The following is a 26630-nucleotide window of genomic DNA, read 5'->3' on the forward strand; positions in this document are numbered from 1 at the left end:
TTTATTTCGTTTGGGTTTCCCATGACAGACGCCACCGCCCAGATACAGGCCAATTACATGGCCCTGACCCATCGCCGCCGCCTTTACGGCGGTCTGACGCTGTTGATTTTCGTCATCCTGATGGTCAGCGGTTTCAACATCGCCGATGCCCGCAATGCAGGCGGGTTCTGGGAAGGGCTGAGCAAGATCGGCGATTATCCTGCCGATGTGCTGTCAGAGGCGTGGGAGAAACGGGCCGATTTACCCGGGTTGCTCGCGCAATTTTTCCCGGCCTTGATCGAGACGATCAATATCGCGGCTGTGTCTACCCTGATCGGTGCGTTTGCCGGACTCGTGTTTTCGCTGCTTGCCACCCGTGGCTTGGCCCGCTGGCCGCGCCTGATCCCGCTGTTCCGCCGATTGCTGGATATTATGCGCGCTGTCCCCGAGATCGTGATCGCGCTGATGCTGATCTTTGTTCTGGGCGGCGGCCCGGTGCCTGCGATGATTGCCATTGCCATTCATACGGCGGGTGCGCTGGGCAAGATGTTTTCCGAAGTGGCCGAGAATGCGGACCTGAAGCCGGTCGATGGTTTGCGGTCCACCGGGGCCAACTGGTCACAGCAGATGATCCTGGGGGTGATCCCGCATGTCGCGCCGAATTACCTGAGCTACACGCTGTTGCGGTTCGAAATCAACATCCGCGCCTCGGCCATTCTGGGTTTCGTCGGCGCGGGTGGCCTGGGCTATGAGCTGCGCAATGCGATGTCCTGGGGCCCCGGGCGGTTTGATGAGGCGGCTGCCATCTTTGTCCTGCTGTTCGGGACGATTGTTTTGTTTGATCAGATCTCCAGCCGCTACCGCAACCGTTTGACCGAAGGGGCTGCGGCATGAGTGATGTGACTGCCCTGCAGGCGAATGCCGCTGCCCTGTTCAACCGCAAGAAGTTAGTCGCGTTCAGCGTGCCTGCGGTGATCTTCGTCTATCTGGTTTACGTCTTTTTCGCCTTCGACATCCCGAGCCTCGCGCAGCGGGCGAAGTGGGACAATGCGGTTACCCTCGCCTCGGACAGTTGGTCGTACAAGACGCATGTCACCCGTGATCATCGCGGCGATAACATTGAATATGCAATCGAGGGTGAGCGGAAGGGCCGTTATCCGGACGGTCAGCGCCCGGACTGGGTGACCGGTGAGGGTGACACGCTGACGGTCGCGTTGGGCGATGGGGCCGTTGTCAGCCTGCTGCCGGACAACAGGACCGAGATCGCGATCCCCGATTTTGGCGTCATCGAAGCGGCGTTGATTGATGGTGAGGTGCGGACCAACCTTGCCGACGATGTGCCTGAATGGATCAACGCGAGCCCGCGTCGCGTCGCGATCCGGACCGAGAATGGGCGGGTCACGATTACCCGGTCCAAGACCGAGATCTTCCGCTATGCGGGCGGGTGGGAGTTGTTCTATTTCACCTTGGACTCCCCTTATCACAATGTGCCGGTCTCGCAGGTGCTGTTCGGCGATCAGATCGACCCGGACCGCAGTAATGTCGCAGGCGCGTGGGAGGATTTCTGGGGCAATGCGATGTGGCGTCATGGTGATGTGCTGTGGGCGATTGGCGAGACGATCCTGATGGCGTTTCTGGGCACCTTTGGCGCGGCGATCATCGCGCTGCCGCTGGCGTTTATGGCCGCCAAACGGTTTGCGCCCGTGGCGATCATTCGCGGCATCACGCGCCGCATCTTTGATTTTGTGCGTGGTGTCGATGCGCTGATCTGGACAGTGGTTCTGGCCCGTGCCTTCGGTCCGGGGCCGCTGACCGGGGCGCTTGCCATTCTGATCACGGATACGGGGACGTTCGGGAAGATCTTCTCTGAGGCATTGGAGAATGTCGATGAGAAGCAGATCGAAGGGGTCGCCTCGACCGGGGCGAAGCCGGTGCAGCGCTATCGCTTTGGGGTGATCCCGCAGATCGTGCCGGTGCTGCTGGCGCAGATTTTGTATTTCCTTGAGTCCAACACCCGCTCCGCTACGATCATCGGGGCGATTACGGGGGGTGGCATTGGTCTGTTGCTGACGCAGGCGATGCAGACCCAGAAGGACTGGGAAGAGGTCGCATATTACATCTTGCTGGTGGTGCTGATGGTGATGATCATGGATTGGTTCTCGGGCTGGTTGCGGGGCAAGCTGATCGGGCGGGCCGAGGATAAGCATTGATGGCCCGGCTGAAAGCGGATGCGCCGTTTCTGCATGGGGATGTCGACCTGACAGAAGTGACCTTTGGCAGGTTTACTGAGGTCGGGAAAGGATCGCGGATCGCTTATAGCGAGATTGGCGACTATTCCTATTGTGACCGCTATGCCGATATCGCTAATGCGACTGTGGGCAAGTTTGCCAATATCGCGAGTTTCGTGCGGATCGGGGCGACGGATCATCCGTTGCAGACTGCCTCGTGTCATCATTTTCTGTATCGGTCGGCGGATTATTGGGACGATGCGGAGGTGGATGAGGCGTTCTTTGCGCATCGCCGGTCGCGCCGGGCCCTTATCGGACATGACACGTGGATCGGCCACGGTGCGATGATCAAGCCGGAAGTGTCGGTTGGCGATGGTGCGGTCGTGGCGGCGGGCGCGGTGGTGACCAAGGATGTGGCCCCTTACACGATTGTGGCAGGGACGCCTGCGGTGCATTTGCGGGAACGGCAGCCGAATGAGATCGCCGACCGGCTGATTGCGCTGGCGTGGTGGGATTGGGATCATGGGCGGTTGCAAGGTGCGTTGGCGGATTTTCGGGCGCTGTCGGCTGAGGCGTTTTTGGAGCGGTACGGTGGGTGAGGTTTACCCGTGCCGGGCTTGACCCGGCAACTTGACCGGGAGGCCCCGGGGCGGGTTATGCCAAGCCGTCAATCGTCAGCGTAACCCGATCCCCCGCAAACCATGTCATTCCGTATTCGATCGGTTTGCCATCCGCATCCGCGTTCAGGCTGGTCGTGTAGACCAACGGCGCGCCCTCATCGACATGCAAGTGCAGCGCTTGCGTTGCTGTCGCGGCCCGCGCGCTAATCCTTGTTGAGACGCGGGTGTAGTCATCGACGCCGCAGCGTTTGAGCGCCTCGGTCACGCCCGTTTCCTCGGTCAGGGCGGCGACGATACCGGGAAGGCGCGCGCCGGGGAAATGGCTGGAAAACAGGGCGATCGGGTTGCCGTCGGCCAGCGACAGACCGTGATAGATCACCAATGGCGACTTGGGTGGAATGTCGAGCCGCGCGGCCTCTTTCGGAGTCGCGGGGCGTTCTTCGATCTGCAGCACTTGTTTTTCAGGCGTCTGACCGCCGGCGAGGATGTTTTGGTGAAACCGCACCCGTTTGCCGATGGGATATTCCGTTGGGCTGGCCGTAACATAGGCGCCCGCACCGCGACGGGTGCGCACCAGTTTCTCGTCCACCATCGCCTTGATCGCATGCCGCACGGTGTGTCTGTTCACACCGAAACGATCCGCAAGTTCCGCTTCGGTCGGGAGCTTGTCGCCGGGCACATAGATCTTGTCGGCGATTTCAGCGGTCAGGGCGCGTGCGATGGCCTGCCAGATGGGTGTTTTACGCAGTTTTGTCATGGAAGTTTCACGAAACAGGGCTGGTGCTTTGTCATGGAATAGCGCATGATGTGTCTAGTTGTATAGTAACATCTGGACATGTCGAGATGCTGGATCAACAAAATGCCGATCGGAAGGCCTGGCTGAGCGTATTGGCCACCGCGCCAGAGGGGCGGGCGGCGGCTTTGCTGTCTGAGTCGCCGAAATTTACGTGGTTGCGTGCGCCGGAAATCGGCAGCGTCATGACACGTGGACGGGCTGGTGGGACGGGCGCCCCGTTCAATTTGGGTGAGGTCACGGTGACCCGGTGCAGCCTGCAACTGGCCGATGGCACGGTCGGCCATGGCTATGTGCAGGGTCGACGCAAGATGGATGCCGAGGTGGCCGCGATTGTCGATGCGTTGATGCAGACGGATACGGCTGCGCAGGTACAGGCCGATGTGCTGGATGTTTTGGCGGCCGAGCGTGATGCGCGCCGTAGTGCGTGTGCGGCCAAGGCAGCGGCGACCAAGGTTGAGTTCTTTACCATGGTCCGGGGAGAGGATTGATGGGCATGGAAGTTCTGTCTGGCGGTTTTGCGGACCCTGCACCTGATGCCGCCTTCGCCTTTCGCGGGATCATGAACGCGATGGCCCGTCCGGGACGGATCGAGACGATTGTCGGGGCGGAGGGTCCTGCCCCCTTGTCCCGCGCCGCGGCCACTGTGCTGATGACGCTGTGTGATCCGGATACGGCGCTGTATCTCGCGCCCTCATGCGACAGTCTGGCGGTGCGGGAATGGATCGGTTTTCACACTGGTGCACCCGTTGGTCCGACAAGCGCCGCACATTTCGCCGTCGGGCGGTGGCACGAATTGCAGCCGTTGGAGCGGTTTCGGACCGGAACGCTGGAATACCCCGATCGGTCCGCGACCTTGATCGCCGAGATGGATGTGCTGGCTAGCGAAGGCGCGACTCTGCGCGGACCGGGGATCGAGATCGAGGCGCGTTTGTCTTTGCCCGACCTTGATGCGTTCCAGCGCAATCATGGACAATTCCCATTGGGTCTCGACTTCATCTTCACGGCAGGGGACCGCATCGCGGCCCTGCCCCGCTCAACCCAGGTGTCCTGATGTATGTGGCCGTGAAAGGGGGCGAGCGCGCGATCGCGAATGCGCATCGCTGGCTGGCCGAGGCACGGCGCGGCGACGTGGATGTGCCGGAAATACAACCCGGTCAGATCCGCGAACAGTTATCATTGGCTGTGAACCGGGTGATGGCTGAAGGGTCGCTTTATGACCCGGACCTTGCCGCTTTGGCGATCAAGCAGGCGCGGGGTGATCTGATTGAGGCGATCTTTCTGATCCGCGCATACCGGACGACATTGCCCCGTTTTGGGGCCAGCCTGCCGGTCGATACAGGCGCGATGGCCTGTGAGCGGCGCATTTCTGCGACGTTCAAGGACCTGCCGGGTGGGCAGGTTCTTGGGCCGACATTTGATTATACGCTTCGGTTGATTGACTTCACGCTGGCCGCCAATGGTGAACCGCCCCGCGCCGAAAAGGGGGTGCCGGATAAGGCGGAGAAGCCGCATGTCACCGGGTTTTTGAACCGCGAGGGGTTGATTGAAGAGGCGGTGCATAGCGATGAAGCGCCCTCCGATCTGACCCGGGAGCCGTTGGAATTTCCCGCGGACAGGCCGCTGCGCCTGCAAGCGCTGACCCGGGCGGATGAGGGGTTTACCCTTGGCATGGCGTATTCGACCCAGCGGGGATACGCCCGAAATCATGCCTTTGTGGGTGAGCTGCGGATCGGAGTGGTCACGGTCGAGATGGAGATACCGGAATTGGGTTTCGCCATCGAAATTGCCGAGATCACGCTGACCGAATGCGAAACGGTCAATCAGTTCAAGGGTTCCAAATCCGAGCCGCCGCAATTCACGCGGGGCTATGGGTTGGTCTTTGGCCAGACCGAGCGCAAGGCGATTTCCATGGCCTTGGTAGATCGTGCCCTGCGCTGGAAAGAGTTGGGCGAGGATAATGCCGGTGCGCCCGCGCAGGACACGGCATTTGTCCTGTCACATGGTGACAACATTCAGGCGACCGGGTTTCTGGAGCATATCAAGCTGCCGCATTACGTGGATTTTCAGGCCGAGCTGGAACTGGTCCGCAAATTGCGGGCCGAGGCGATGTCATCAGTGCAAGAGGCCGCGGAATGAAGAACGTTGTGTTCGATATTGGCGGCGTTCTGGTCGATTGGCAGCCGCATTTGGGGTATCTGGATGTGTTCGCCACCGAAGCCGAGGCATTGGCGTTTCTGGACCGAACCGATTTCAAGGGGAAGAACCTGCGCGGGGATCAGGGTGAGCGCTTTGCCGATCTGGCGCAGGAATTGGATGATCCAGCGGATCGAGAGCTATTTGCCAGCTATGTGTCGCGGTTTGCGCGGATGGTGGTGGGCGAGGTGCCGGGTACGTGGGACGTGCTTGAGGATTTGCGCGCGAAAGGGGTGCCGCTGCACGCGATCACCAACTGGTCGGCTGAGACCTGGCCCGAGGGGCACAAGGCGCATCCGCGTTTGGCCACAGTGTTTGGTGTCACCGTCGTTTCGGGGCATGAGAAGGTGCTGAAGCCTGATCCGCGCATTTTTGCATTGCTCTGCGAGCGGGCCGGTGTGGCTGCGGCGGACTGCATCTTTATCGATGACAGCCCGACGAATGTGGATGGCGCGAAGGCCTTTGGGATGGATGCGATCCATTTCACGGGGGCGGATGCGTTGCGCGTTGCTTTGGTTGATCGGGGGGTTTTGTGATGGATCAGGCCTATAACTTCGCCTATCTCGACGAACAGACAAAACGGATGATCCGCCGCGCGATCCTTAAGGGTCTCGCGATCCCTGGCTATCAGGTCCCGTTTGCCAGCCGCGAGATGCCGATGCCTTATGGCTGGGGGACCGGGGGTGTGCAGGTGTCTGCTGCGACATTGACCCCGGATGATGTGTTCAAGGTCATCGATCAAGGGGCCGATGATACGACGAATGCCGTGTCCATCAGGTCTTTCTTTCAGCGCACCGCGGGGATCGCAACGACGACAAAGACGTCTGAGGCTACTGTCATCCAGACCCGCCACCGCATTCCGGAAGAGCCGTTGGGAGAGGATCAGATCCTTGTCTATCAGGTGCCGATCCCCGAGCCTTTGCGGTTTCTTGAACCGCGCGAGACCGAGACCCGCAAGATGCATAGCCTTCAGGAATACGGCCTGATGCATGTGAAGCTGTATGAAGACATCGCGCAGCATGGCCATATCGCGACCTCTTATGCCTATCCGGTGAAGATCGAGGGGCGCTATGTCATGGATCCCTCCCCGATCCCGAAATTCGATAATCCGAAGATGGAGATGCCTGCCATCCAACTATTCGGTGCGGGGCGTGAGCAGCGCATCTATGCGCTGCCGCCTTACACGCAGGTGGTCAGCCTGGATTTTGAGGATCACCCGTTTGAGGCGTCGAAGGCCGATCATCCCTGTGCGTTATGCGGTGCGATGGATTCCTATCTGGACGAAGTGATCACCGATGATCAGGGCGGGCGGATATTTGTCTGCTCGGACACGGATTATTGCGAAGGCCGCCGCGCGGCGGGTTATCGCGGGGAGGAGGCGGCATGACCCCGCTTTTGTCAGTTCGCGATGTTTCCAAACGATACGGTCCCCATATCGGCTGCGCTGACGTCTCATTCGACCTGTACCCCGGCGAGGTCATGGGGATTGTTGGTGAGAGCGGCTCGGGGAAGACGACCCTTTTGAATTGTCTGTCGGGTCATTTGCCGCCGGATGCTGGTGAGGTGGTCTTTGACACGCGGGGGGATGGTCCACGTGACACATTGAAAATGTCTGAGCCAGAGCGACGGATGCTGGGCCGCACCGATTGGGCCTTTGTCCACCAACACGCTCGCGACGGTTTGCGCATGAATGTCAGTGCGGGCGGCAATGTGGGTGAGCGGCTGATGGCCGTGGGGGCCCGGCACTATGACGATATTCGTAAAAGCGCGGTCGATTGGCTCGGCCGGGTCGAGATCAGCGCGGATCGTGTGGATGATCGCCCGACGACGTTTTCGGGCGGTATGCAGCAGCGTTTGCAGATCGCGCGCAATCTGGTGACGGGGCCACGGCTGGTGTTCATGGATGAACCAACCGGGGGCTTGGATGTGTCGGTGCAGGCGCGATTGCTGGACCTGTTGCGTGGTCTGGTCCGCGATATGGGCCTGTCGGCCATTATCGTGACCCATGATCTGGCTGTCGTGCGCCTGTTGGCCGATCGGTTGATGGTGATGAAGGACGGGCATGTGATCGAGGCGGGGCTGACCGATCAGGTGCTGGATGATCCGCAGGCGCCCTATACCCAGCTTCTTGTCAGTTCCGTTCTGCAGGTGTGATCATGATCAGCGTCGAAAACGTATCCAAGACCTTTACACTGCATTATCAGGGCAGTGCCGCGATCGAGGTAATGCGCGGCGCGGCCCTGTCTGTGGGACCCGGTGAATGCGTCGCGCTGACCGGGCCGTCGGGCGTCGGGAAATCGACGTTGATGCGGATGATCTATGGGAATTATCTGGCGGCATCAGGGGCGATCCAGGTCGGTGAGTTGGATGTTGTGAGAGCCGCCCCGCGCGAGATCATTGCGCTGCGGCGCGAGACATTGGGCTATGTCAGCCAGTTTCTGCGGGTCGTCCCACGTGTGCCGACACTGGATGTGGTGGCAGAGCCGCTTCTGGCGCTTGGGGTCGATTCTGATGTGGCGCAGGATCGGGCGCGTGAATTGCTGACGCGATTGAACATTCCCGAAACGTTGTGGGGCCTGTCACCAACCACGTTTTCCGGGGGTGAGCAGCAGCGGGTGAATATCGCGCGCGGTTTCGCACATCCCTACCCCGCCTTGTTGTTGGATGAACCGACGGCGAGCCTTGATCCGGTGAACCGCGCCGAGGTGCTGGTGCTGGTTCATGAGGCCAAGGCGCGGGGTGCGGCGATCATCGGGATCTTTCACGATAAGGCCGCGCGGGAAGAATTGTGCGATCGCGAGGTTGATCTGGGGGCCTTTACCACAGGGCGGGCGGCATGAAGCCGGGTCGGGTCATTGCCGTGGTCGGCCGGTCGGGTGTGGGCAAGGACAGTGTGATGGCGGGCATGGCGGCGGTGTCGAATTTGGCCATTGTGCAGCGGGTCATTACACGGGCACCGGGCCTTGGCGGTGAGGATTATGTGCCGATGACGGTCGCTGATTTCGAGAAGGCGGTCGATGACCGCGCGTTCTGCCTGCATTGGCCCGCGCACGGGTTGTTTTACGGCATTCCAGCGCAGGTCGCTGAGCAGGCGCAGTCGGGCCAGTCGTTTCTTGTGAACCTGTCCCGCAAGGTTTTGGCGCAGGCGTATGAGGTTTTTCCCAACTTTCAGGTGATCAACCTGACAGCCCGCCCCGAAACGTTGGCGGCCCGTTTGGCTGATCGTGGCCGGGAAAGTGTCGAAGATATCCGTGCGCGCTTGGCGCGGACGGTGCCGGCCTTTCCCGATGGTGTGGTGGTGACGGATATCAGCAACGACGGCCCGTTGGATCAAACGGTTTCCGCAGTTTTGCGCGCCATTCAACCGGTGAGGGCGTAGCGATGGATGGTTTGGAACATGCCGTCCTGACGCTCTCCCACCAGCGCGATCTGGTCGATCACATACGGCGCGGGCAGCGGCGGCAGGTGGTGGGTCAGCGCGGTTTGCGCGATCTGTCGTTGAGTGTCGTCCAGTTTGCCGCTAAGCGTCATGTGGAAGCGGAATTCGTTCAGGACGTACGGATAGCCCCATCTGGTCAGGTTCGCCTCTTGCGCGGGGCTCAGGCCCGCGGCGCGCCGTTTCGCCAATTCCGTGGCGCTGGGTGGTGCACGGAATGCATCCAGGTCTTGCACGATCCGCGCGGCCAGGTTGGCAAGCGCGGTGGTGTCACCCCTTGGGATCAGCGCCAGAAAACGGCCGATGGCCGACACGTGAAGACTATCGATGCTGACAGGCGCCGCCGTCGTGGCGAGCGTTTGGACGGCGTCCGCCAATCCATCGGCATCAGTGCCCTCGGCCAACCGAAACGGGGGTTTCAGGGTGCCGTGGAACCCGTATTTGCGCGGTGTCGCTGTTATGTCGCCAATCCCGGTCACATCGGGCTGATCGCAGGGCGTGCCCTCGTCTACGTCCCAACCCAGCCAAGTGGCCCCGGCCTTGGCCAGCGCCCCGGTCGGCAGGTAATAGATTGCAAAACGTGAGTAATTCATCATGAACCGTCCCTTGTCCCAGACCCCATTGCCGGAAGCACGTGACGTGGAGGTGACAGAAAATTTCTGCCTCGCCAATGCCCGTCTGGTTCTGGAGGACCGTGTGGTCACCGGGCAGATCATCGTTGAGGGCGGGATGATCGCGGGGTTGGAGGAAACGGCTGACGTGCCGTTTGGTGCCATCGACTGTGCGGGTGACCTTCTGATCCCCGGTCTGGTCGAATTGCATACAGATAACCTCGAACGTCATATCGAGCCCCGCCCATCCGTGGAATGGCCCCATGATGCGGCGATTATCGCACATGACGGCGAGTTGGCCTCGACCGGGATCACGACCGTGTTCGATGCGATGCGTGTCGGCAGTTCAACGGACGGGCGGGATTATAAGGCCTATGCCCGGAACCTGTCGTCGGAATTGCTTGCGTTGCGCGATGCGGGCGCGCTGAGGATCAGCCACCATATCCACCTGCGGGCCGAGATTTGTTCAGAGACTTTGCTAGAGGAATTGGACACGTTCGGGCCAGAGGACCGCGTTGGCCTGGTGTCGTTGATGGATCATACGCCGGGGCAACGCCAGTTTCGCGATCTGGAAAAGCTGAAGGCGTATCATATTGGCAAGCGCGGCGGCAGCGAGGCCAAGTTTGCAGAGCTTGTTGCCGCCCGAAAGGCTTTGCAGGAACGCATCGGGGCCAAGCATGAGGCCGGGGCGGTTGCCGCCGCAAACCGATTGGGCGCGGTGCTGGCCAGCCATGATGATACGACCGCTGAACAGGTGGCGGTATCGGCACGGCATGGCATCCGGCTGGCGGAATTTCCAACCACGGTCGAGGCTGCGCAGGCTTGCCGCGATGCGGGTATCGCGATCATGATGGGCGCGCCGAATATCATCCGGGGCGGGTCGCATTCGGGAAATGTCTCGGCGCCAGAACTGGCCCGGATGGACCTGCTGGATATCGTGTCGTCGGATTATGTGCCCGCCGCTTTGCTATCGTCGTCATTTCGGTTGGCGACGCTCTGGGATGATCTGCCGCGCGCGATCCGGTGCGTGACGGCCAACCCTGCCCGTGCCGTCGGATTGACAGACCGTGGTGTACTGGCAAAGGGGCAGCGCGCGGATATCGCGCGGGTGCACCGGTTCGGTGATACGCCGGTCTTGCGCAGTGTGTGGTGCGCAGGCCGCAGGGTTGGGTAGCGTTACTGCGATGCAAAGCCCAGAAGGCGCGTTGCGTCTTCCTGGGACAGGATTTGTGCGTCTTCGATCATGACGCCCTCCCGCAGGGCGAGCACGACGGCCGATTGTGATGTCTGCGCCTGTTGCAGCAGGCTAAGCAGCTTTGGCCCTGTGGGCGTGCCGAGGTCGAGTTGCATGAGCCCGGGGCGCGGTGGTCCGAAGACCTGCGCTGTCTGGCTGCCTTCGGGGGCGTTCACCTCAACCGACAGCACGACGGTTGATGGCAGCGCGGCATCGCCCCCCGCCGTCACCGCGATGGGTTTGCCCAGTTCGAAACTGCGCTGCAGCCAGGCCCAGTCGTCTTGAAGCGGGGTTGGTTTGTCGCCCTGTTCCAGTGTCGCCGTTTCGCCGGATGCCAAGGTGATTTCTATCGTGCTGCGCTCGGGTCCCCAGGCGAGATCCTGAATGGGTTGTAGCGAAAGCGTCATGTCGTCACTCCGTGTCTGGGCGGCGGGAAAGCAGGCGCAAAGCGCGAGGCTTAGTGCAAGAATGAGGGGCCGCCATGCCATACCTATCGGCCCCGTGCGGCAGCAAGGCTGGCGCGGTGTTCGGCGAATGTCGCGTCAACCTCGGCAGGTGGGGGTGCTCGCATCTCTCCCCCGGCGGGGTTGCGGTAGTAGACATTTGGGCCGGTGGTGGCAGAGCTGCGGGCACCGCCCATGATCCCTTCCCATTCATCAACGGTCATGGGGTGGTCGCGCAGTGAGGGATCAATCACCATGTCGCGGCATACACCGTCGGCCCCGCGCACAAGAACCGTAGGGGCGACGTGATAGCCCCACTGAACCTGCCGACCACCCAGTGAAATCGGATTGCCGCTGGTATCGACGGGGCTGAGGGGGCTGAGCATACTGCCATAGGCCCATGCCTTTTTGCTGGCGATGCCCATGCGCGCCATCAGCCGCGACATGCGTTGCGCGCGGGCATAGCAGCAATCGGGCGCGTAATCGAAGGGGATGTCGTCCTGTGCTGCCATTTCATCGTGCAGCGCCTGCGCCTCTTCGGGGCTAAGCGCGCCGTCGCAGGGCGTGGCGGGGGAATCGGCGGGTTCGTCCGAAAAGATAGATGTGACCTTGTCCCAGAGATTGCTTAGCCATTCCATTGGGCGGTCTCGATCGCTGTTTTCAGGCGGAAAAGCCGTTCCGGTTCGCTAGGGGCAAGGTCATTTAGGACGGGCTGAAGGTCCACATGTTCGTGCCATTGCGGCTGCAGCACCCAGGTGACGTTCGACCAGAAGGCCAACGCGCGTTCCGAGGTAAAGCCGAAATGCCGCGCCCAGGCCAAGGCAGGATCGATAAAGGATTGCTGTTGTTCGGTCGTCAGCGATTTGAAGCCGGGATGATCGGCGCGCATCTGGTCAATCACTGCCCGTCGAAACTTGATTTCGGCCATGCGCCGAAAGCTGTTCATCTGTTCCGTTTTGAAAATCATTTAGGATACATGCCTGTTTGAAACAGGGGCAGTATCACAAAGCAGGTGTGCGCCGTCAAATGGCGGAATACCGGAGGGTGCTAACCTTTGAAAAACGAAAGGCGGCCCCGTGTGGACCGCCTTTTTTTGCGACGCGGTGCCTGTCAGCGCCGTACCAGGCCGGCCCCGGCACTCATGCTTTCGTCAATATAGGTGCCGTCGGGCAAATCTTCCATTTCGGTGTCATCGAAGGCTTCGACGAACAGCGCGGCTGCGTTGTCGCCGGTGAAAAAGCCGCCGCCGGTTTCGTCTACGGTGCGAACGGTTCCGTCAACAGCGGTAATGCTACCAGTGGCCTGCGCCCGGTAGCTGTTTTCGCCCATCACGTCGCGTGACATGTCGATCGTCAGCGTCCCGTCCACCGGCGTCCCGGACACGTCAGAGACATCAGGGTTATCGCCGTCGAGGCTACTGAGGTCTATTTCGTAAAAGTCGCTGCCCACGATGGAAAATTCGGTCGAGGCGAAATCGACTGTCGCGGTCGCGGAACCGATAGCAAGATAGGTCGTGTCCGACTCGCTGGTGATGATTGCGCCGCCACCCTCTACAGTGGTGACGGTGCGTTGTTCGCTGATCGTCGCGATGCCCTCATAGTTCACACTGCCACTGGTGGGCAAATCCGTAAATGCGGTCGGTATCGGCTCGCCGTTGTCTTCATCAAATTCGGCGGCGCGTTCGTATGCCTGGCCACGCGCGACCAAGGTCTGCAGGCTGACAACGTCTTCACTGCTGCTGCCGCCTCCGCCAGCGCAGGCTGAGAGCAGCATGAGGGGTGCGATTAACGCGATGACGGGTTTTTTCATTTTCGATCCACGCAAAAACTAAAGGTCTGGCGTGGCTTGCCATCGAATTGGTTAATTCAACATGTCGGAAGTAAGGCTTTCACAAGACTTTTCAGCTGATGCGCTCTTGGCGGCGCGCTGTACCGCCAAGAGCCTCATCGCCGATCAAAGTTCGCGTTCGACCTCTTCACGCTCGAAGATTTCGATCACGTCGTCGGGGCGGATGTCGTCGTAGTTTTCGAATGCCATCCCGCATTCCTGACCCGACTGAACCTCAGGCACTTCGTCCTTGAAGCGCTTGAGCGTTTTCAGCGTCCCTTCGTGGATCACCACGTTGTCGCGCAGAAGGCGCACACCGGCAGAGCGGCGGGCGACGCCCTCGGTGACGATACAACCGGCGACCTTGCCCACGTTCGAGACTTTGAACACCTCTTTGATATTGGCGTAACCGATGAACGTCTCTTTGATCTCGGCAGACAGCAGGCCGGAGGCCGCTTTTTTCACATCATCCACGAGGTCGTAGATCACGGAATAGTAGCGGATTTCCACGCCCTTCTGGTTCGCCGTGTTGCGGGCGGAGGCATTGGCGCGGACGTTGAAGCCGAAGACCGGCGCGCCGGATGCTTCGGCCAGGCCGATATCCGTCTCAGTAATGGCACCGACGCCGGAATGCAGGACGCGCACGCGGACCTCGTCGTTGCCGATCTTTTCCATCGCCTGCACGATCGCCTCGGCAGAGCCTTGCACATCGGCTTTTACCAGGATTGGCAGTTCGCTGACATTCTCGTCGGCCTTGGCGTTTGCCATCAGCTGTTCAAGTGTCGTGGCCGCACCAGCCGCTGCGCGTTTCTCTTTCGCCGCCTTCTCGCGGTATTCGGCGATCTCGCGGGCTTGGGCATCGGTGGACACAACGTTCAGTACGTCGCCAGCCTCGGGCGTGCCGTTGAGGCCAAGCACCTCGACCGGGACGGACGGACCAGCCTCATCAACGCGATCCCCCTTATCGTTGATCAGCGCGCGGACCTTGCCGTATTGTTCGCCCACGACAAAGATATCGCCTTGGCGCAAGGTGCCGTTCTGCACCAGAACCGTCGCGACGGGACCACGGCCCACGTCAAGCTGCGCCTCGATCACGGCGCCTTCGGCGGCGCGGTTGGGGTTGGCCTTCAGTTCCAAAATTTCCGCCTGCAAGGCAATCGCCTCAAGCAATTCATCCAGACCCTGACCCGAGATTGCGGAGACTTCGACATCCTGCACTTCACCGGACATCTTTTCGACGATGACCTCATGCTGAAGCAGGTCCGTGCGCACCTTGTCGGCGTTCGCCTCGGGCTTGTCGATCTTGTTGATCGCGACGATCATCGGCACGTTAGCCGCCTTGGCGTGGTTGATCGCCTCTATCGTCTGCGGCATGACCGCATCGTCGGCAGCGACGACAAGTACAACGATATCAGTGACTTGCGCACCACGCGACCGCATCGATGTAAAGGCCGCATGGCCGGGTGTATCAAGGAAAGACAGGACGGCGCCGCCATCCGTTTTCACCTGATACGCGCCGATATGCTGGGTAATGCCACCGGCCTCACCCGCGACGACCTTTGCATTGCGGATCGCGTCGAGAAGCGACGTTTTCCCGTGGTCGACGTGACCCATGATCGTGATGATCGGAGGACGACCTTTCAGGTCTTTGTCGTCATCTTTAACCTGCTGAATCACATCCTCGACATCAGCGTCGGACACCCGGATAACCTTGTGACCGAATTCCTCGATGATCAGTTCGGCAGTATCCGCATCGATCGTCTGGTTCTGCGTCGCCATGATGCCGTTTGTCATCAGTGACTTGACCACATCGGCCACACGTTCAGCCATCCGGTTAGCCAGTTCAGACACCACGATGGCCTCGGGCAGTTGCACTTCGCGCACAACCTTTTCGCGTTCGACCTGGCCGCCCATCGCCTTTTGGCGGGCGCGGTCCTGCTTGCGCTTCATCGCGGCCATCGACCGCTGGCGACCACCTTCACGGCCGGACAGAGCATCGTTCAGCGTCAACTTGCCAGACCGGCGGCCATCGTCACCACGGCCCGGCTTGGCCTTGGTCGTGCGATCGTTCTTTTCACGCTCGCGGTCGACCTTGCTGCGGGTCGGACGGTCCACAGCGGTTTCGCCGGGCACTGCCGCCGCGGCGGGTGGCGCATCGGCGGCAGCCTTTTTCCGGGCCGCTTCTTCCTTCTTGCGCGACTCTTCCTCGGCTTTCGCTTTGGCGCGTTCTTCGCGTTCGCGATCCTCGGCCTCTTTCGCCTCTGCCTCGGCACGGCGGGCGGCACGTTCTTCCTCGCGGGCCTTTTCTTCGGCCTCACGTTTGGCGGTGTCTTCTGCCTCGCGCGCTTTCGCTTTGGCCAGCGCCTTCATCCGGCGTTCCAGCTCGGCATCCGAAATACCGGCGGGCCGTTTGGACGGATCACCACCGGCCACAGCTTTCGCAGCCGCAGCACTTGGTTTGGCCGCACCCGGCTTGGGCACCACGACGCGCTTGCGTTTGGTTTCCACCACGACGTTCTTGGTCCGCCCGTGGCTGAAACTTTGCTTCACGTTGCTTGGACGTGAACCACCCAGACCCAGTTTCTTTTTACCGTCGTTTTCGCTCATCTAGCTTCTTTATCCTTCCCGAGGGCCCCATCGCCCCCGTTTTCGCGTAGCCCGCGTAGCTTTGTGGCTTCCTCTACAACACGATTGCTGAGTCCACCAGTGGCAAGCGCGCCATGTATCACAGTTTGCCGCCCGAATGCCAAACCCAATTCCGCCGCTGTCAAACAGCCGAAATAACGGGCGCCTTCGGGCGTCCAGAGCTTCGTTTTCCCTCGTTCGGACCCGTCAGAGGCCTGAACCAAAACGCGGACCCGCTCGCCACCGGCAAGCCAGCCCTTTACCTTTTCAAACCCGCAGACCGCCAGGCCCGCCTTGCGGGCCAATGCGATCAGATCAACCGTGCGGCGGGCCAGCAGTTGTTCGACTGTATAGGCCAGCCCATCCGGCACCTTGACCGCCTTTTTCGCCGACCGGGCAAACTGCCCTTTACCGGCCTTGTCCAACGTTGCGCGGTCCGCCGTCACGTACATCCCACGCCCGGGCAACTTACCCAGCACATCCGGCACGACCTGATCGTCCGGCCCCACGACGAAACGGATCAGCCCCGCCTTTGGCTGGACCTCGCCCGTGACGATGCATTTACGCTCCGCATCGCCGCGCTCTTTGTTATGGCCGCCTCGCGCCATCTGCTGCGAACCCGAAGGCCTGAAATCAGGCCTCCGCCTCCTCTTCAGCGGAGTCTTCGTCTTCCGCCGCGTCGGCTTCCAGATCGGCCGGATCAACCCAGCCCAGCATCACGCGGGCCGTCATGACCATGTCTTGTGCTTCTTCCAGCGAAACATCGAATGGTTCCAGCACACCGTCGTCCTTGACGCGCTCACCATCGATCGTCGTCCAACCGCCAGCTAATTCCCAATCGGCGCATGTTGCAAAGTCTTCCAGCGTTTTCACACCATCATTGCCCAGCGCTTCCAGCATCTGGGGTGTCAGGCCTTCGAAATCAATAAGGCTTTGTTCGACACCGGCGGCAATCGCGACTTCCATCGCCTTTTTCGCCTGCGCATCGAGGTAATCACGGGCGCGGGCCTGCAATTCGCCGGCAGTGCCTTCGTCGACGCCTTCAATCACCAGAAGTTCGTCAAGTTCGACATATGCAACTTCTTCAAGGCTTGAGAACCCTTCGGATACGAGCAGCTGCGCAAAGAATTCGTCCAGGTCGAGCGTATCCATGAACATCTTGGTCCGCTCTTCGAATTCGGCCTGACGCCGCTTGGATTCCTCTTCCTCGGTCATGATGTCGATGTCGAGCCCGGTCAGTTGAGACGCCAGACGCACGTTCTGACCACGGCGCCCGATAGCGAGTGACAGTTGCTCTTCCGGCACGACGACTTCGATCTTGCCGGCCTCTTCGTCCAGAACCACCTTGGCGACCTCGGCAGGCTGCAGGGCGTTCACTAGGAAGGTCGGCATGTCCTCATTCCACGGGATGATGTCGATCTTTTCGCCCTGCAATTCGTTCACGACGGCCTGCACACGGGATCCCCGCATACCAACACAGGCACCAACGGGATCGATAGAGTTGTCATAGCTGATCACGGCGATCTTCGCGCGCGAACCGGGGTCGCGGGCGACGGCCTTGATCTCAATCACGCCTTCATAGATTTCAGGCACTTCCATCTTGAACAGTTCGGCCATGAATTCCGGCGCCGTCCGCGACAGGAAGATTTGCGGGCCGCGCTGTTCGCGGCGCACTTCCTTGATGTAGCAGCGGATGCGATCGTTCGGGCGATAGGCTTCGCGACCGATCTTTTCGTTGCGGCGCAGGACGGCTTCACCGGCACCCACGTCAACAACGACGTTGCCGTATTCCTCGCGCTTGACGAGGGCGTTGATGATCGTACCGGCCTTGTCCTTGAATTCTTCGTACTGCTTGTCGCGCTCGGCCTCGCGGACCTTTTGCAGGATGACCTGTTTGGCGGATTGCGCGGCGATCCGGCCCAGTTCCACCGGCGGCACTTCTTCGATCAGCTGTTGGCCGACCTCGGGGTTTTCCATGTATTGCTTAGCCTGTTCGACGGTGAATTCAGCCTGATAATTCTCAAGCTCTTCATCCTCGACCACGGTGCGGACGCGGGTGAACGTCGCCTTGCCGGTCTTGCGGTCGATGGACACGCGAATGTCCATTTCCGCGCCGTAACGCGACTTTGCCGCGCGGGCGAGCGATTCTTCCATCGCCTCGACCACCAGATTGGGATCGATCATCTTTTCGCGGGCCACGGCCTCGGCCGTTTGCAACAGCTCCAACTGGTTGGCTGATGTGATTGCCATCAGGTGTTCTCCTCACCTTCGATTATTGTTTCAATTTCATCGAACTGGGTCTCGTCGATCTGACCCGCGTCTTTGCGTCCGCGCAGTACGTCGCGGATTAATTCATCTGTCAGGACCAGCTTTGCATCTGAAAGCCAATCAAATTTCAAACCTACCGTACCTTCGGCGATGTTGATCAGAACCTCGTCACCTTCGGTCCCGGCCAACGGGCCTTTGAAGCGACGGCGGCCATCAATCATCTGTTCGGTTTCGATCTTGGCTTCGAAACCTTCCCATTGCTCAAAATCCTTCAGCCGCGTCAGTGGGCGGTCGATGCCGGGGCTTGAGACCTCAAGGTTATACTCGTCCAAAATAGGGTCTTCGACGTCCAAAACAGCGCTGAGCGCGGTGGAAATCTGCCCGCATTCATCCACCTCGATCTGGCCGTCGGGGCGCTGGACCATGATCTGCAGGATCGTGTCTTTCTTGGACATCAGGCGCACGCGCACGACCTCGAACCCCATGTCTTCGACGACGGGGGTGATGATCTCGGCGATGCGGCGATCAATCGCCGCTTTGGCTATCAGGTCATTCATTGTTCAAAACCGCCTTGATCGCGGCACAAAAAAACGGGCGCGCGGCCCGTTGATCTTTCCCGGTGGAGCGTTGGTTTTGGAAGCCAGCGCGCCGCTGTTGGGATGCATATACGCAAGCGGTCCTGAGTCTGCAAGGGGCGTGATTCAGGCGATCGGAATTGCATATGAAAAGCATATGAATTTCATATGACTTTTTATCGGATTTTCAGGCCCGCGCCCAGCGTTCGGCCATCCGCGCGTTGTCCATTTGCCACTGATTGCCGATGGTTTGCGGCGACCAGATCCGGTTGTTTACCGCGTGGACATCGTTGGCGAACATCGGGATCAGCATGTTGCCTTCGTCGCGCAGGATGACCTGCATCTCGCGATAAAGCGCCCGGCGTTTGATGCTGTCGAGTTCCGACCGTGCCGTTTCCATCAGCGCATTGAATTGCGCGTGATCCCAGCCGCTATCGTTCCACGGCGCGGCAGGGGTGTAGCCCATGGCGAACATCCAGTCTTCGGTCAGACGGCCCGACCATTCGGCGAATTTTAGCGTCGGGACGCCCGAGGTCTTGAGGTCGATTCCCGCGGTGGCCATCGTGTCGGCAAGAACGTCATTAAAGTCAGCAATGCCAACCTGAAGCCGATCCAAACCCGCATTGCGCAGATGATAGCGCGCGCGGTCGGGATCATATGGAAAAGCCGCGATGTCCTTCGCAAAGTATTGGTTGGCTGGGCCAATCGGTGTATCCCGCCCGACTTGGCCATAACCGCGGAGCAAAGTATCGACCATGCCTTGCCGGTCGACCCCGTATTTCAGCGCTTTGCGCAAATGCAACTGATCCAGCGGCGGCGCATCCGTCGGCATCGCAAAGGTATAGTGCCGGTTTCCAGCGACATCATGCATCCGCAACGATGGGTTCGCCTTGATCCGGGCGCGGGTCGGCAGGTCAATCCCGCTGATCGCGTCGACTTCACCCGTCATGATCGCATTCATCCGGTCAAGCGGGTCGTTCATCGCGAGGAAACGGATTTCCTCGAAGAACCCGGCGCTGTCGCCTTTGTAGTGGTCGTCGACCCGGGTCGCCGTCATTTGCACGCCGGGATCAAAAGATTTCAGGCGGTAGAGGCCGGTGCCGACGGGTTCACCCAAACGATCCGCCGGGTAGATCACCAGATGATAGTCGGACATCAGATAGGGGAAATCGGCGTTCCCTGCGGCGAGGGTGAACTGGACCTGATGGTCGGTGATCTTGCGCATCTCGGTGATAGGGCTGATCAGAGGACGTGCCGGTGAGACCACGTTATCGGCCATGTGCCAGCAGAGCGAGGCGATCACGTCGTCTGCTGAGAAGGTCTGCCCGTCGTGAAACCGCACGTTCTTGCGCAGGTTGAAGGTCCAGACGCGCGCGTCAGATGACGCTTCCCAGCTTTCGGCCAGTTCGCACTTGATTGATCCATCTGCCGCGATCTCGGTCAGGCAGTCGAAGATCGCGCCATGACCCGCCGCCATCATGAAGAGACCGGCATGCGTGCGGGCGTCCCAGTTATCCGTGACCCGTGCCTCGCCCAGTGCCGCAGTGAACCGACCGCGCCGTGTTTGTGCGCGCAATGGCACGCCCGTCAGCGCCAGCAGGCCTGCGGCAACACCTGTTTGAAATAGGCGGCGTCTTTCGATCCGGGCTTGCCGCTGATCCATCTTACAGCCCCAACCGCACGCTTTGCCCGCCCAACATGTCCATTGTGCGGACGAGTTCGGCGCTGATCCCCGGCTCTGACAGCGCATGCCCGGCCCGTCCGATGAACGTCAGCCGTGCCTTGGGCCAGGCTTTCGACAGGTTATGCGCCGAGAAAGGCGGGCAGATCATGTCGTAGCGACCCTGGACGATCACGCCGGGTGTGTCGGCGATTTTTGCCATCTGATCGGGATGCAGGATCTGCTGATCCTCGGACAGGAAACCGGCATTGTGGAAATAGTGGTTTTCGAGCCGTGCGAAGGCGCGGGCGTAGTCGGCGGGGCTTTCGCCCGTAATCCCGTCGCTGTCGATGGAGGCGAGCGCATTCTCCCACGAGGCCCAGGCGCGGGCATGGCGCGTCTCAATCGGCATATCGCCGGAGAACAGGCGGCGATGGTAGGCTGCGATCAGGTTGTCTTGTTCGTCAGCCGGGATCAGGTCTGTGAATTTCTCCCACAGTTCGGGCCAGAACTTGCCCGCGCCGCCCCCATAAAACCAATCCAGCTCCGGCTTGGTCATCAGGAAGACGCCGCGTAGGACCAACGCCGCGGCGCGGTCCGCGTGGGCTTGCGCATAAATCAGCGCCAGCGTCGCACCCCAGGACCCGCCGAAGACGATCCAGCGGTCGATGCCCAGCACCGCGCGGGTGCGCTCGATATCCGCGACCAAATGCCATGTCGTATTCGCCTCAACACTCGCATGAGGCCGCGACCGGCCGCAGCCGCGCTGATCAAACAGGATGATCCGGAACACATTCGGGTTGAAATAGCGGCGCATCGCCGGGCTGCAGCCGCCACCCGGCCCCCCATGCAGGACCACAACCGGAACGCCATTCGGGTTGCCGCATTGTTCGACATAAATCCGATGGCCGTCGCCCACATCCAGCATCCGTTGATCAAAGGGATCAATCGGCTGATACAGATGCGTGGCCGCGCGTTTTTGTCCTACGACTTTGTCCATTCGCGACTTATATCGCGTATCAGGAACAGTGACCATCATGCGAGGCCAAGAAATGTCTGCCACAACCGTCGATCCGTCCGAGATTGCCAAATTCGAGGCAATGGCCGCTGAGTGGTGGGATTTGGAGGGCAAATTCAAACCGCTGCACATGATGAACCCGGTGCGGCTGGACTATATCACAACGCAGATCGCGGCGGAGTTTGGGCGGGATTTGAACGGGGATAAGCCGTTTGATGGGTTGAGGATTTTGGACATCGGCTGTGGTGGGGGGCTTTTGTGTGAGCCCATGGCGCGGCTTGGGGCGACCGTTGTCGGTGCCGATGCCGCCGAGCGGAATATTCCCGTGGCGCGCATCCATGCGGAACAATCGGGGCTGGAGATTGATTATCGCCATACGACGGCCGAAGCGCTCGCGGAGGCGGGTGAGCAATTTGACGCAGTGCTGAATATGGAAGTGGTTGAACATGTGGCCGACCCACAGGCTTATCTGAACGCCTGCCATGCGCTGATGAAGCCGGGTGGGATTCATATTTGTTCGACCATTAACCGGAACCCGAAGTCTTTTGCCATGGCGATTGTGGGGGCGGAGTACGTGATGCGGTGGCTGCCGAAGGGGACGCATGAGTGGAAGAAGTTCATCACGCCGGATGAGTTGTTCGATTTTCTGCGCAATGCGGGGATGGAGCCGGTGGACCGGAAGGGTTTCGTGTTCAACTTCCTGCAATTCACGTGGTCGATCTCGGCGAAGGATATGTCGGTGAATTATGTGACGGCGGCGACGAAGCCGGCTTAGGTTTTCTTGAGGTCGACCAGAGGCGCGAAGCCGCCATAGATCATCCGCAGCCCGTCGAACGGTGGCGGATTTGTTTTTTCGTCAAAGCGTGGATCGGTTTGCATCATGTGATGCAGCTTGCCCATGGCAACGTCGCGGGTCGCCTTGTTGGGCCATTCGATGAACGAGAACATCGCACTTTCGTCGGGTTTGGCTTTCACCGCTTTGCGGAAATCGGTGTGTTCGCCATCGGGGACGTCGTCCGGCCAACATTCGACGATGCGGGTCGCGCCGTATTCCATGAAGATCGCGTCGATCTCGTCCGCGTATTCCTTGAATTTGTCTTTGTTCTCCGTTGGGACAGGGATCACGAAGCCGTCGAAATAGGACATGGTGGGCCTCCTTTCCCTTTATCAATAGCCCGGTTTCGTCGCTTCGACCAAGGTTTCGGCCAATGTGAACCCGGCGCGACGGTAGAGCCTGCCAGCGTTGCTGTCGGCCTCGGCGACAATGATGGTTGTTGCCTGCGGGGCGCGGGGATGGAGCCATTGGTGGCTATGGCTGAGCAAGGCGGCGCAGATGCCGCGTCGTCGGTGGGAGGCGCGGGTTTCGACAGCTTGGTAGCGGGCGATGCTGGTGTCGTGGAAGAGGCCCATAGAGCCGACGATGAGGTCGCCGTCGAAGGCGCCGAACCACGTGCCGAGTCCTTCCGCGATTTGCCTTTGGCGCGCGATGTTGCGCCGTTCGAGGTAGGGGCGGTGAGAGGCGGGGTCATAGCCGTCTTCACGGCTGACTTCGATTTGGAGGTCGGTCAGTGCGGGCCAATCGTTATGATTGAGTTCGCGCAGGATGATGCCTGACGGCATCGCCGCGTCGCTGAGCGGACCGTTCAGCGCAAGAACGTCGAACGTGTCGATGTCGAACCCCTGCGGCTTCAGAACGGCCGCGATTGGCGCGGGGTCCAGATTGGGGATATCCCAGACCGTCACGTGGTGTGTCGCGTCGGGGAAATGACGCGCAAAGTGGCCGACATCCGCCAGCGGATTGCGGCAATCCTTCATGATCACGATATTGCCGTGCCAGTAATCTGGCTCTGCCCGGGTACGTTGTACGATGTGGTCGCCGTGATCCTCAAACGTCGAAAGGCCCTGCATTGTCACGGCATCGCTGGCGAGCGCGAGGGAGCGGTAGGTCATTCCGTATCGCTGAGCTTGGCCCGCATTTCGCGTAGCACCGGCAGCGCCGTGCGCACTTTGTCGTCGCCGACCTTTGCGACCACTTCCGCGATGACGGGCGCGATCGCGGCGACGGCGGCATTGCGTGCTGCCAGTCCGGACGGACTGATCGAGACCATCTTGCGCCGCGCGTCGTCCCAATCGGGGCGGATGTGGACCCAGCCTGCCCATTCCAGTTTGTGGAGCGTATTCGTCATCGCGCCGCGTGTCAGGTGGAACGTTTTGGCCAGCTGCGCAGGCGACCGTTCAGCGCCTGCATAGGCCAAGTGGTTCAGGACCGAGAAATGCGACAGCTCCATCCCCTTGGGCAGTACCCGCGCGAGATTGGCCCGTGCGAGCTGATCAACGGCCAAAATCTCGCTGAAGAGCGAGACGGCAAGGCTGGTCGGGGTGTCTGCCATCAGGGTCCTTCGAAAGGGCGGTCATGGGATAAGGCCGCGATACGTTGGCGGCTTTTTGACACTTCCCCTAGGTCAAGATCAACCAGACCGATGCCGGTTTCGGTGCCCATGTCCAAAAGCACCTTTCCCCAAGGCGAAATCGCCATGCCGTGCCCATAAGTTTCGCGCGGTTTGCCCGATTGGACAGGGTGCGCGCCGGTTTGGGCGGCGGCGAGCACGTAAGAACCCGTTTCGATGGCGCGGGCCCGCAGGAGGGGTTCCCAATGGGCCGCGCCGGTGACGGTGGAGAAGGCAGAGGGGATCAGCAGAACCTGCGCGCCCGATTGCGCCAAGGCACGGTAGAGATAGGCGAAACGAACGTCATAGCAGATGCTCAGCCCGATCTTCGCAAAGGGTGTATCGGCGATGACGGCTTGGGTGCCAGGTCGGTAACCTTTTGATTCGCGGTAGGTTTCCTTTTCCGACACGGTGACGTCGAACATGTGAATCTTGTCGTATCGCGCACTAATCTGCCCCGCGGGGTCGATCAGGAAGGATCGGTTGGCGAAACGACCATCCGGGTCATCGGTTTTCAGGGCAAGCGAGCCGACGGATAGCCAGATGTTGTGCTGGATCGCGGCCTTGCGCAGGGCGGCGAGGGTTCGATCCTCGGCCTCATGCTGCAGGACCGCGATCTGATGTTTGCGATTCTGCGAGACACAGTTTGTGACCTCGGGCGTGAGCACAAAGCCCGCGCCCTGAGACGCTGCCTGTGCAATCAGATCAAGCGTGACCGGTAGATTGGCTGCCGGATCATCGCCCGATGTCAGTTGCAGCAGCGCGGCCTTCATGCCGCCAGCAAGGCGTCCAGTTTACCGCCACGCTCAAGTGCCATCAGATCATCGCAACCGCCGATATGCTGACCATCGATGAAAATCTGCGGCACGGTGCTGCCACCGTTCGCGCGCTGGATCATCTCGGTCCGCTTGTCCGGCTGCGCAGAGATGTTGGTTTCGGCAAAGCTGACGCCTTTCTTTTTGAGAAGGCGTTTGGCCATGAAGCAAAACCCGCAGGTGGGTTTCGTGTAGATTTCGACATGTGACATCTTTTGCGGTCCTTACGTTCGTTTGACCGCTATTTATGCGTCCTTCATCACCCGCGCCAGTGTCACAATCGACACGTTTGCGGCACCGGCTGTGCGCGCCGCCTCTGCGCTGGCGGCCAAGGTGGCGCCGGATGTCATCACATCATCGACCAAAAGAACGGATTTGCCTGCGATCCGGTCGGCCCGTCTGAGGTTCGGGATGATCGCATCGGCAAGCGCGATGAAGCGCGCATCGCGGCTATGCCCTTCCAGTGGTTTGGTCTGGATGGGACGCAGCAAAGCGTCGGGGCAGATGGCCACGTTCATCAGCTTGGCCAGAGCGTGCGCGAGGAGCGCCGCTTGGTTATAGCGCCGCCGCGCCAGCCGGAACCGATGCAGAGGGACAGCCACCAATACCGTGTCATCTCGCACAAGCGGTTTCGCTTTGCGCGCCATCCATTCTGCCGTTGGACGTGCCAGATCGGTTCTGTCCCCGTGTTTCAGCCCCAAGACCAGTCGTCGCCCGGTGCCTGTATAGACGAGCGCCGCGCGTCCCTGATCCCAAGGTCGCGCGATACGCATGCAATCGTCGCATTGCAGGTCGTGCCCGTCAGATTCGCCCGGCAGCGGCACGCCACACCTGTCGCAGATCGTGTCGCCGATGAAATGCGCATCGCGCCTGCATGGCCCGCAGAGCCCGTATGCGCTGTCGGTCAGATCGCCACACGCGACACATTGCGGGGGATAAATGGCGCGAATGACGCTTTGCATATACATGTCGGCACCTTAGATGATGGCCCATGGAAAAAATGCCCGACCTGATCGACCGCGCAGCTTTGGCCCGCAACCGCGCCCGTGCCGATGCTGACGCCCTGTTCCTGCAAGGGGCCGTTGCGGATGAGGTCGAAGAAAGACTGAACGAGGTTAACAGAACGTTTCAGTCGATGGCGATTGTGACGGGTTTTCGTGATTTCTGGGCGGCGCGGTATCCTGAGGCGGTGATCGTACCGGACGATGAGACGCTGCCGCTGCAACCCAAAGCGCATGATCTGGTCGTGCATGCGATGTGCCTGCATTGGGCGAATGATCCGGTGGGGCAGTTGGTCCAGTGCCGCCATGCACTGCAGCCGGATGGGTTGCTGTTGGCGACTTGCCTTGGCGGGCAGACGTTGCAGGAATTGCGGGCCGCCTTGGCAGAGGCTGAGGTTGCCATCACGGGCGGCCTGTCACCCCGCATCGCACCGATGGGTGAAATTCGAGACCTTGGGGCGCTGCTCCAACGGGCCGGTTTTGCGCTACCCGTGGCCGATAGTATGCCCATGACCGCCTCGTATGCCCATGCGTTTCACCTGATGCATGATCTGCGCAAGATGGGTGAAGGCAACGCCTTGACTGGCCGGATCAAACATTCGACCCGTCGCAATGTGCTGACCGAGGCGGCCAGCATCTATGCGTCGAATTTCAGCAATGATGACGGCCGCGTCGATGCGACGTTTGAGATCATTACATTGACCGGTTGGGCCCCCTCCGACGATCAGCCGCAGCCGCTCCGCCCCGGTAGCGCGAAGGCGCGACTTGCCGACGCATTGGGCACGTTCGAGATGCCTCTTGATAGGTCCAAAGATTGACGCGGGCCGTATTCCATTTAACTGCAGCACTAATCG

General features: G+C 60.5%; 32 protein-coding genes. 14 read left to right on the forward strand and 18 right to left on the reverse strand.

Translation table 11 applies throughout. The features are described 5' to 3' along the window. Positions 1–21: 21 nt before the first annotated feature. The 3 genes from phnE (V8J85_RS15405) to V8J85_RS15415 are packed head-to-tail and all read left to right on the forward strand — an operon-like array spanning position 22 to position 2806. A complete protein-coding gene (gene phnE / locus V8J85_RS15405; protein WP_339954646.1) occupies positions 22–873 on the forward strand; it encodes a phosphonate ABC transporter, permease protein PhnE in 852 nt (283 codons plus the stop codon). Continuing rightward, on the forward strand, positions 870–2189 hold the full coding sequence (gene phnE, locus V8J85_RS15410) for a phosphonate ABC transporter, permease protein PhnE (protein WP_339954647.1): 1320 nt from the start codon (positions 870–872) through the stop codon (positions 2187–2189). Before phnE (V8J85_RS15405) ends, phnE (V8J85_RS15410) begins: the two co-directional genes overlap by 4 nt. Further along, positions 2189–2806: a chloramphenicol acetyltransferase gene (locus V8J85_RS15415; RefSeq protein WP_339954648.1), complete on the forward strand. Its 618-nt coding sequence runs from the start codon at positions 2189–2191 to the stop codon at positions 2804–2806. The genes phnE (V8J85_RS15410) and V8J85_RS15415 overlap by 1 nt, the downstream gene beginning before the upstream one ends. Before the next feature lie 55 nt (positions 2807–2861). On the opposite strand, the gene phnF is transcribed toward V8J85_RS15415, so the two are convergent. Then, positions 2862–3584, reverse strand: a complete 723-nt coding sequence (gene phnF, locus V8J85_RS15420; protein ID WP_339954649.1) for a phosphonate metabolism transcriptional regulator PhnF — start codon at positions 3582–3584, stop codon at positions 2862–2864. Positions 3585–3670: 86 nt separating this feature from the next. Here phnF and phnG point away from each other — a divergent pair, with 86 nt between their 5' ends. Genes phnG through phnN form a run of 8 tightly spaced genes read left to right on the forward strand, consistent with a single transcriptional unit; the run spans position 3671 to position 9195 of the window. After that, the gene (phnG, locus tag V8J85_RS15425; protein ID WP_339954650.1) at positions 3671–4111 is read left to right on the forward strand and encodes a phosphonate C-P lyase system protein PhnG; all 441 of its coding nucleotides are present in this window, start codon (positions 3671–3673) and stop codon (positions 4109–4111) included. Then, positions 4111–4674, forward strand: a complete 564-nt coding sequence (gene phnH, locus V8J85_RS15430; RefSeq protein WP_339954651.1) for a phosphonate C-P lyase system protein PhnH — start codon at positions 4111–4113, stop codon at positions 4672–4674. The genes phnG and phnH overlap by 1 nt, the downstream gene beginning before the upstream one ends. Continuing rightward, positions 4674–5759, forward strand: coding sequence for a carbon-phosphorus lyase complex subunit PhnI (locus V8J85_RS15435; RefSeq protein WP_339954652.1), 1086 nt, complete (start codon positions 4674–4676; stop codon positions 5757–5759). Before phnH ends, V8J85_RS15435 begins: the two co-directional genes overlap by 1 nt. Next, positions 5756–6352, forward strand: a complete 597-nt coding sequence (locus V8J85_RS15440; protein WP_339954653.1) for an HAD family hydrolase — start codon at positions 5756–5758, stop codon at positions 6350–6352. The genes V8J85_RS15435 and V8J85_RS15440 overlap by 4 nt, the downstream gene beginning before the upstream one ends. Then, entirely contained in the window at positions 6352–7203 is an 852-nt protein-coding gene (locus tag V8J85_RS15445; protein ID WP_339954654.1) for an alpha-D-ribose 1-methylphosphonate 5-phosphate C-P-lyase PhnJ, read from the forward strand. Before V8J85_RS15440 ends, V8J85_RS15445 begins: the two co-directional genes overlap by 1 nt. Next, positions 7200–7970, forward strand: a complete 771-nt coding sequence (gene phnK / locus V8J85_RS15450) for a phosphonate C-P lyase system protein PhnK (protein WP_339954655.1) — start codon at positions 7200–7202, stop codon at positions 7968–7970. Before V8J85_RS15445 ends, phnK begins: the two co-directional genes overlap by 4 nt. 2 nt (positions 7971–7972) lie before the next feature. After that, positions 7973–8656 carry a phosphonate C-P lyase system protein PhnL gene (phnL, locus tag V8J85_RS15455; protein ID WP_339954656.1) on the forward strand — a complete coding sequence of 228 codons (684 nt, stop codon included), beginning with the start codon at positions 7973–7975 and terminating at the stop codon, positions 8654–8656. Further along, positions 8653–9195: a phosphonate metabolism protein/1,5-bisphosphokinase (PRPP-forming) PhnN gene (phnN, locus tag V8J85_RS15460; RefSeq protein WP_339954657.1), complete on the forward strand. Its 543-nt coding sequence runs from the start codon at positions 8653–8655 to the stop codon at positions 9193–9195. Before phnL ends, phnN begins: the two co-directional genes overlap by 4 nt. Here phnN and V8J85_RS15465 read toward each other — a convergent pair. Further along, positions 9177–9848, reverse strand: a complete 672-nt coding sequence (locus tag V8J85_RS15465; protein ID WP_339954658.1) for a DUF1045 domain-containing protein — start codon at positions 9846–9848, stop codon at positions 9177–9179. The two genes, phnN and V8J85_RS15465, sit on opposite strands and share 19 nt — an antisense overlap. Here V8J85_RS15465 and V8J85_RS15470 point away from each other — a divergent pair. Next, the gene (locus V8J85_RS15470) at positions 9847–11037 is read left to right on the forward strand and encodes an alpha-D-ribose 1-methylphosphonate 5-triphosphate diphosphatase (RefSeq protein WP_339954659.1); all 1191 of its coding nucleotides are present in this window, start codon (positions 9847–9849) and stop codon (positions 11035–11037) included. The two genes, V8J85_RS15465 and V8J85_RS15470, sit on opposite strands and share 2 nt — an antisense overlap. A gap of 2 nt (positions 11038–11039) precedes the next feature. Here V8J85_RS15470 and V8J85_RS15475 read toward each other — a convergent pair whose 3' ends face one another. The 10 genes from V8J85_RS15475 to pip all read right to left on the reverse strand — a co-directional run bounded on the left by V8J85_RS15475 (position 11040) and on the right by pip (position 21495). Next, positions 11040–11504, reverse strand: a complete 465-nt coding sequence (locus V8J85_RS15475) for a hypothetical protein (RefSeq protein WP_339954660.1) — start codon at positions 11502–11504, stop codon at positions 11040–11042. Positions 11505–11587: 83 nt separating this feature from the next. Continuing rightward, on the reverse strand, positions 11588–12178 hold the full coding sequence (locus V8J85_RS15480) for a protein-glutamine glutaminase family protein (protein ID WP_339954661.1): 591 nt from the start codon (positions 12176–12178) through the stop codon (positions 11588–11590). Then, positions 12166–12507: a hypothetical protein gene (locus V8J85_RS15485; protein ID WP_339954662.1), complete on the reverse strand. Its 342-nt coding sequence runs from the start codon at positions 12505–12507 to the stop codon at positions 12166–12168. The genes V8J85_RS15480 and V8J85_RS15485 overlap by 13 nt, the downstream gene beginning before the upstream one ends. 143 nt (positions 12508–12650) lie before the next feature. After that, entirely contained in the window at positions 12651–13349 is a 699-nt protein-coding gene (locus tag V8J85_RS15490; RefSeq protein ID WP_339954663.1) for a hypothetical protein, read from the reverse strand. A gap of 144 nt (positions 13350–13493) precedes the next feature. Continuing rightward, entirely contained in the window at positions 13494–15974 is a 2481-nt protein-coding gene (infB, locus tag V8J85_RS15495; RefSeq protein WP_339954664.1) for a translation initiation factor IF-2, read from the reverse strand. After that, positions 15971–16600: an RNA-binding protein gene (locus tag V8J85_RS15500; RefSeq protein ID WP_339954665.1), complete on the reverse strand. Its 630-nt coding sequence runs from the start codon at positions 16598–16600 to the stop codon at positions 15971–15973. The genes infB and V8J85_RS15500 overlap by 4 nt, the downstream gene beginning before the upstream one ends. Before the next feature lie 25 nt (positions 16601–16625). Beyond that, complete coding sequence (gene nusA / locus V8J85_RS15505; RefSeq protein ID WP_339954666.1) at positions 16626–18242, reverse strand: transcription termination factor NusA; 1617 nt, start codon at positions 18240–18242, stop codon at positions 16626–16628. Further along, a complete protein-coding gene (rimP, locus tag V8J85_RS15510; protein WP_339954667.1) occupies positions 18242–18817 on the reverse strand; it encodes a ribosome maturation factor RimP in 576 nt (191 codons plus the stop codon). The genes nusA and rimP overlap by 1 nt, the downstream gene beginning before the upstream one ends. 205 nt (positions 18818–19022) lie before the next feature. Next, positions 19023–20498, reverse strand: a complete 1476-nt coding sequence (locus tag V8J85_RS15515) for an ABC transporter substrate-binding protein (RefSeq protein ID WP_339954668.1) — start codon at positions 20496–20498, stop codon at positions 19023–19025. Position 20499: 1 nt separating this feature from the next. After that, positions 20500–21495 carry a prolyl aminopeptidase gene (gene pip, locus V8J85_RS15520; RefSeq protein ID WP_339954669.1) on the reverse strand — a complete coding sequence of 332 codons (996 nt, stop codon included), beginning with the start codon at positions 21493–21495 and terminating at the stop codon, positions 20500–20502. A gap of 52 nt (positions 21496–21547) precedes the next feature. On the opposite strand from pip, the gene ubiG reads away from it, so the two are divergent. Continuing rightward, positions 21548–22288 carry a bifunctional 2-polyprenyl-6-hydroxyphenol methylase/3-demethylubiquinol 3-O-methyltransferase UbiG gene (gene ubiG, locus V8J85_RS15525; protein WP_339954670.1) on the forward strand — a complete coding sequence of 247 codons (741 nt, stop codon included), beginning with the start codon at positions 21548–21550 and terminating at the stop codon, positions 22286–22288. On the opposite strand, the gene V8J85_RS15530 is transcribed toward ubiG, so the two are convergent. Genes V8J85_RS15530 through V8J85_RS15555 form a run of 6 tightly spaced genes read right to left on the reverse strand, consistent with a single transcriptional unit; the run spans position 22285 to position 25743 of the window. Then, positions 22285–22659, reverse strand: coding sequence for a DUF1428 domain-containing protein (locus V8J85_RS15530; RefSeq protein WP_339954671.1), 375 nt, complete (start codon positions 22657–22659; stop codon positions 22285–22287). The genes ubiG and V8J85_RS15530 overlap by 4 nt on opposite strands. 21 nt (positions 22660–22680) lie before the next feature. Continuing rightward, positions 22681–23463 carry a GNAT family N-acetyltransferase gene (locus tag V8J85_RS15535; RefSeq protein ID WP_339954672.1) on the reverse strand — a complete coding sequence of 261 codons (783 nt, stop codon included), beginning with the start codon at positions 23461–23463 and terminating at the stop codon, positions 22681–22683. Then, entirely contained in the window at positions 23460–23903 is a 444-nt protein-coding gene (locus tag V8J85_RS15540; protein ID WP_339954673.1) for a MarR family winged helix-turn-helix transcriptional regulator, read from the reverse strand. The genes V8J85_RS15535 and V8J85_RS15540 overlap by 4 nt, the downstream gene beginning before the upstream one ends. Next, positions 23903–24733 carry a carbon-nitrogen hydrolase family protein gene (locus tag V8J85_RS15545; RefSeq protein WP_339954674.1) on the reverse strand — a complete coding sequence of 277 codons (831 nt, stop codon included), beginning with the start codon at positions 24731–24733 and terminating at the stop codon, positions 23903–23905. Before V8J85_RS15545 ends, V8J85_RS15540 begins: the two co-directional genes overlap by 1 nt. Continuing rightward, positions 24730–24987, reverse strand: a complete 258-nt coding sequence (gene grxC / locus V8J85_RS15550) for a glutaredoxin 3 (RefSeq protein WP_339954675.1) — start codon at positions 24985–24987, stop codon at positions 24730–24732. Before grxC ends, V8J85_RS15545 begins: the two co-directional genes overlap by 4 nt. Positions 24988–25020: 33 nt before the next feature. Then, positions 25021–25743, reverse strand: coding sequence for a ComF family protein (locus tag V8J85_RS15555; RefSeq protein ID WP_339954676.1), 723 nt, complete (start codon positions 25741–25743; stop codon positions 25021–25023). 23 nt (positions 25744–25766) lie between these two features. Here V8J85_RS15555 and V8J85_RS15560 point away from each other — a divergent pair, with 23 nt between their 5' ends. Beyond that, positions 25767–26594, forward strand: coding sequence for a methyltransferase domain-containing protein (locus tag V8J85_RS15560; RefSeq protein ID WP_339954677.1), 828 nt, complete (start codon positions 25767–25769; stop codon positions 26592–26594). Positions 26595–26630 lie beyond the last annotated feature (36 nt).

Origin of the sequence: Yoonia sp. 2307UL14-13 (assembly GCF_037572755.1) — a bacterium.
In the GTDB taxonomy this organism is placed as follows: Bacteria; Pseudomonadota; Alphaproteobacteria; order Rhodobacterales; family Rhodobacteraceae; genus Yoonia.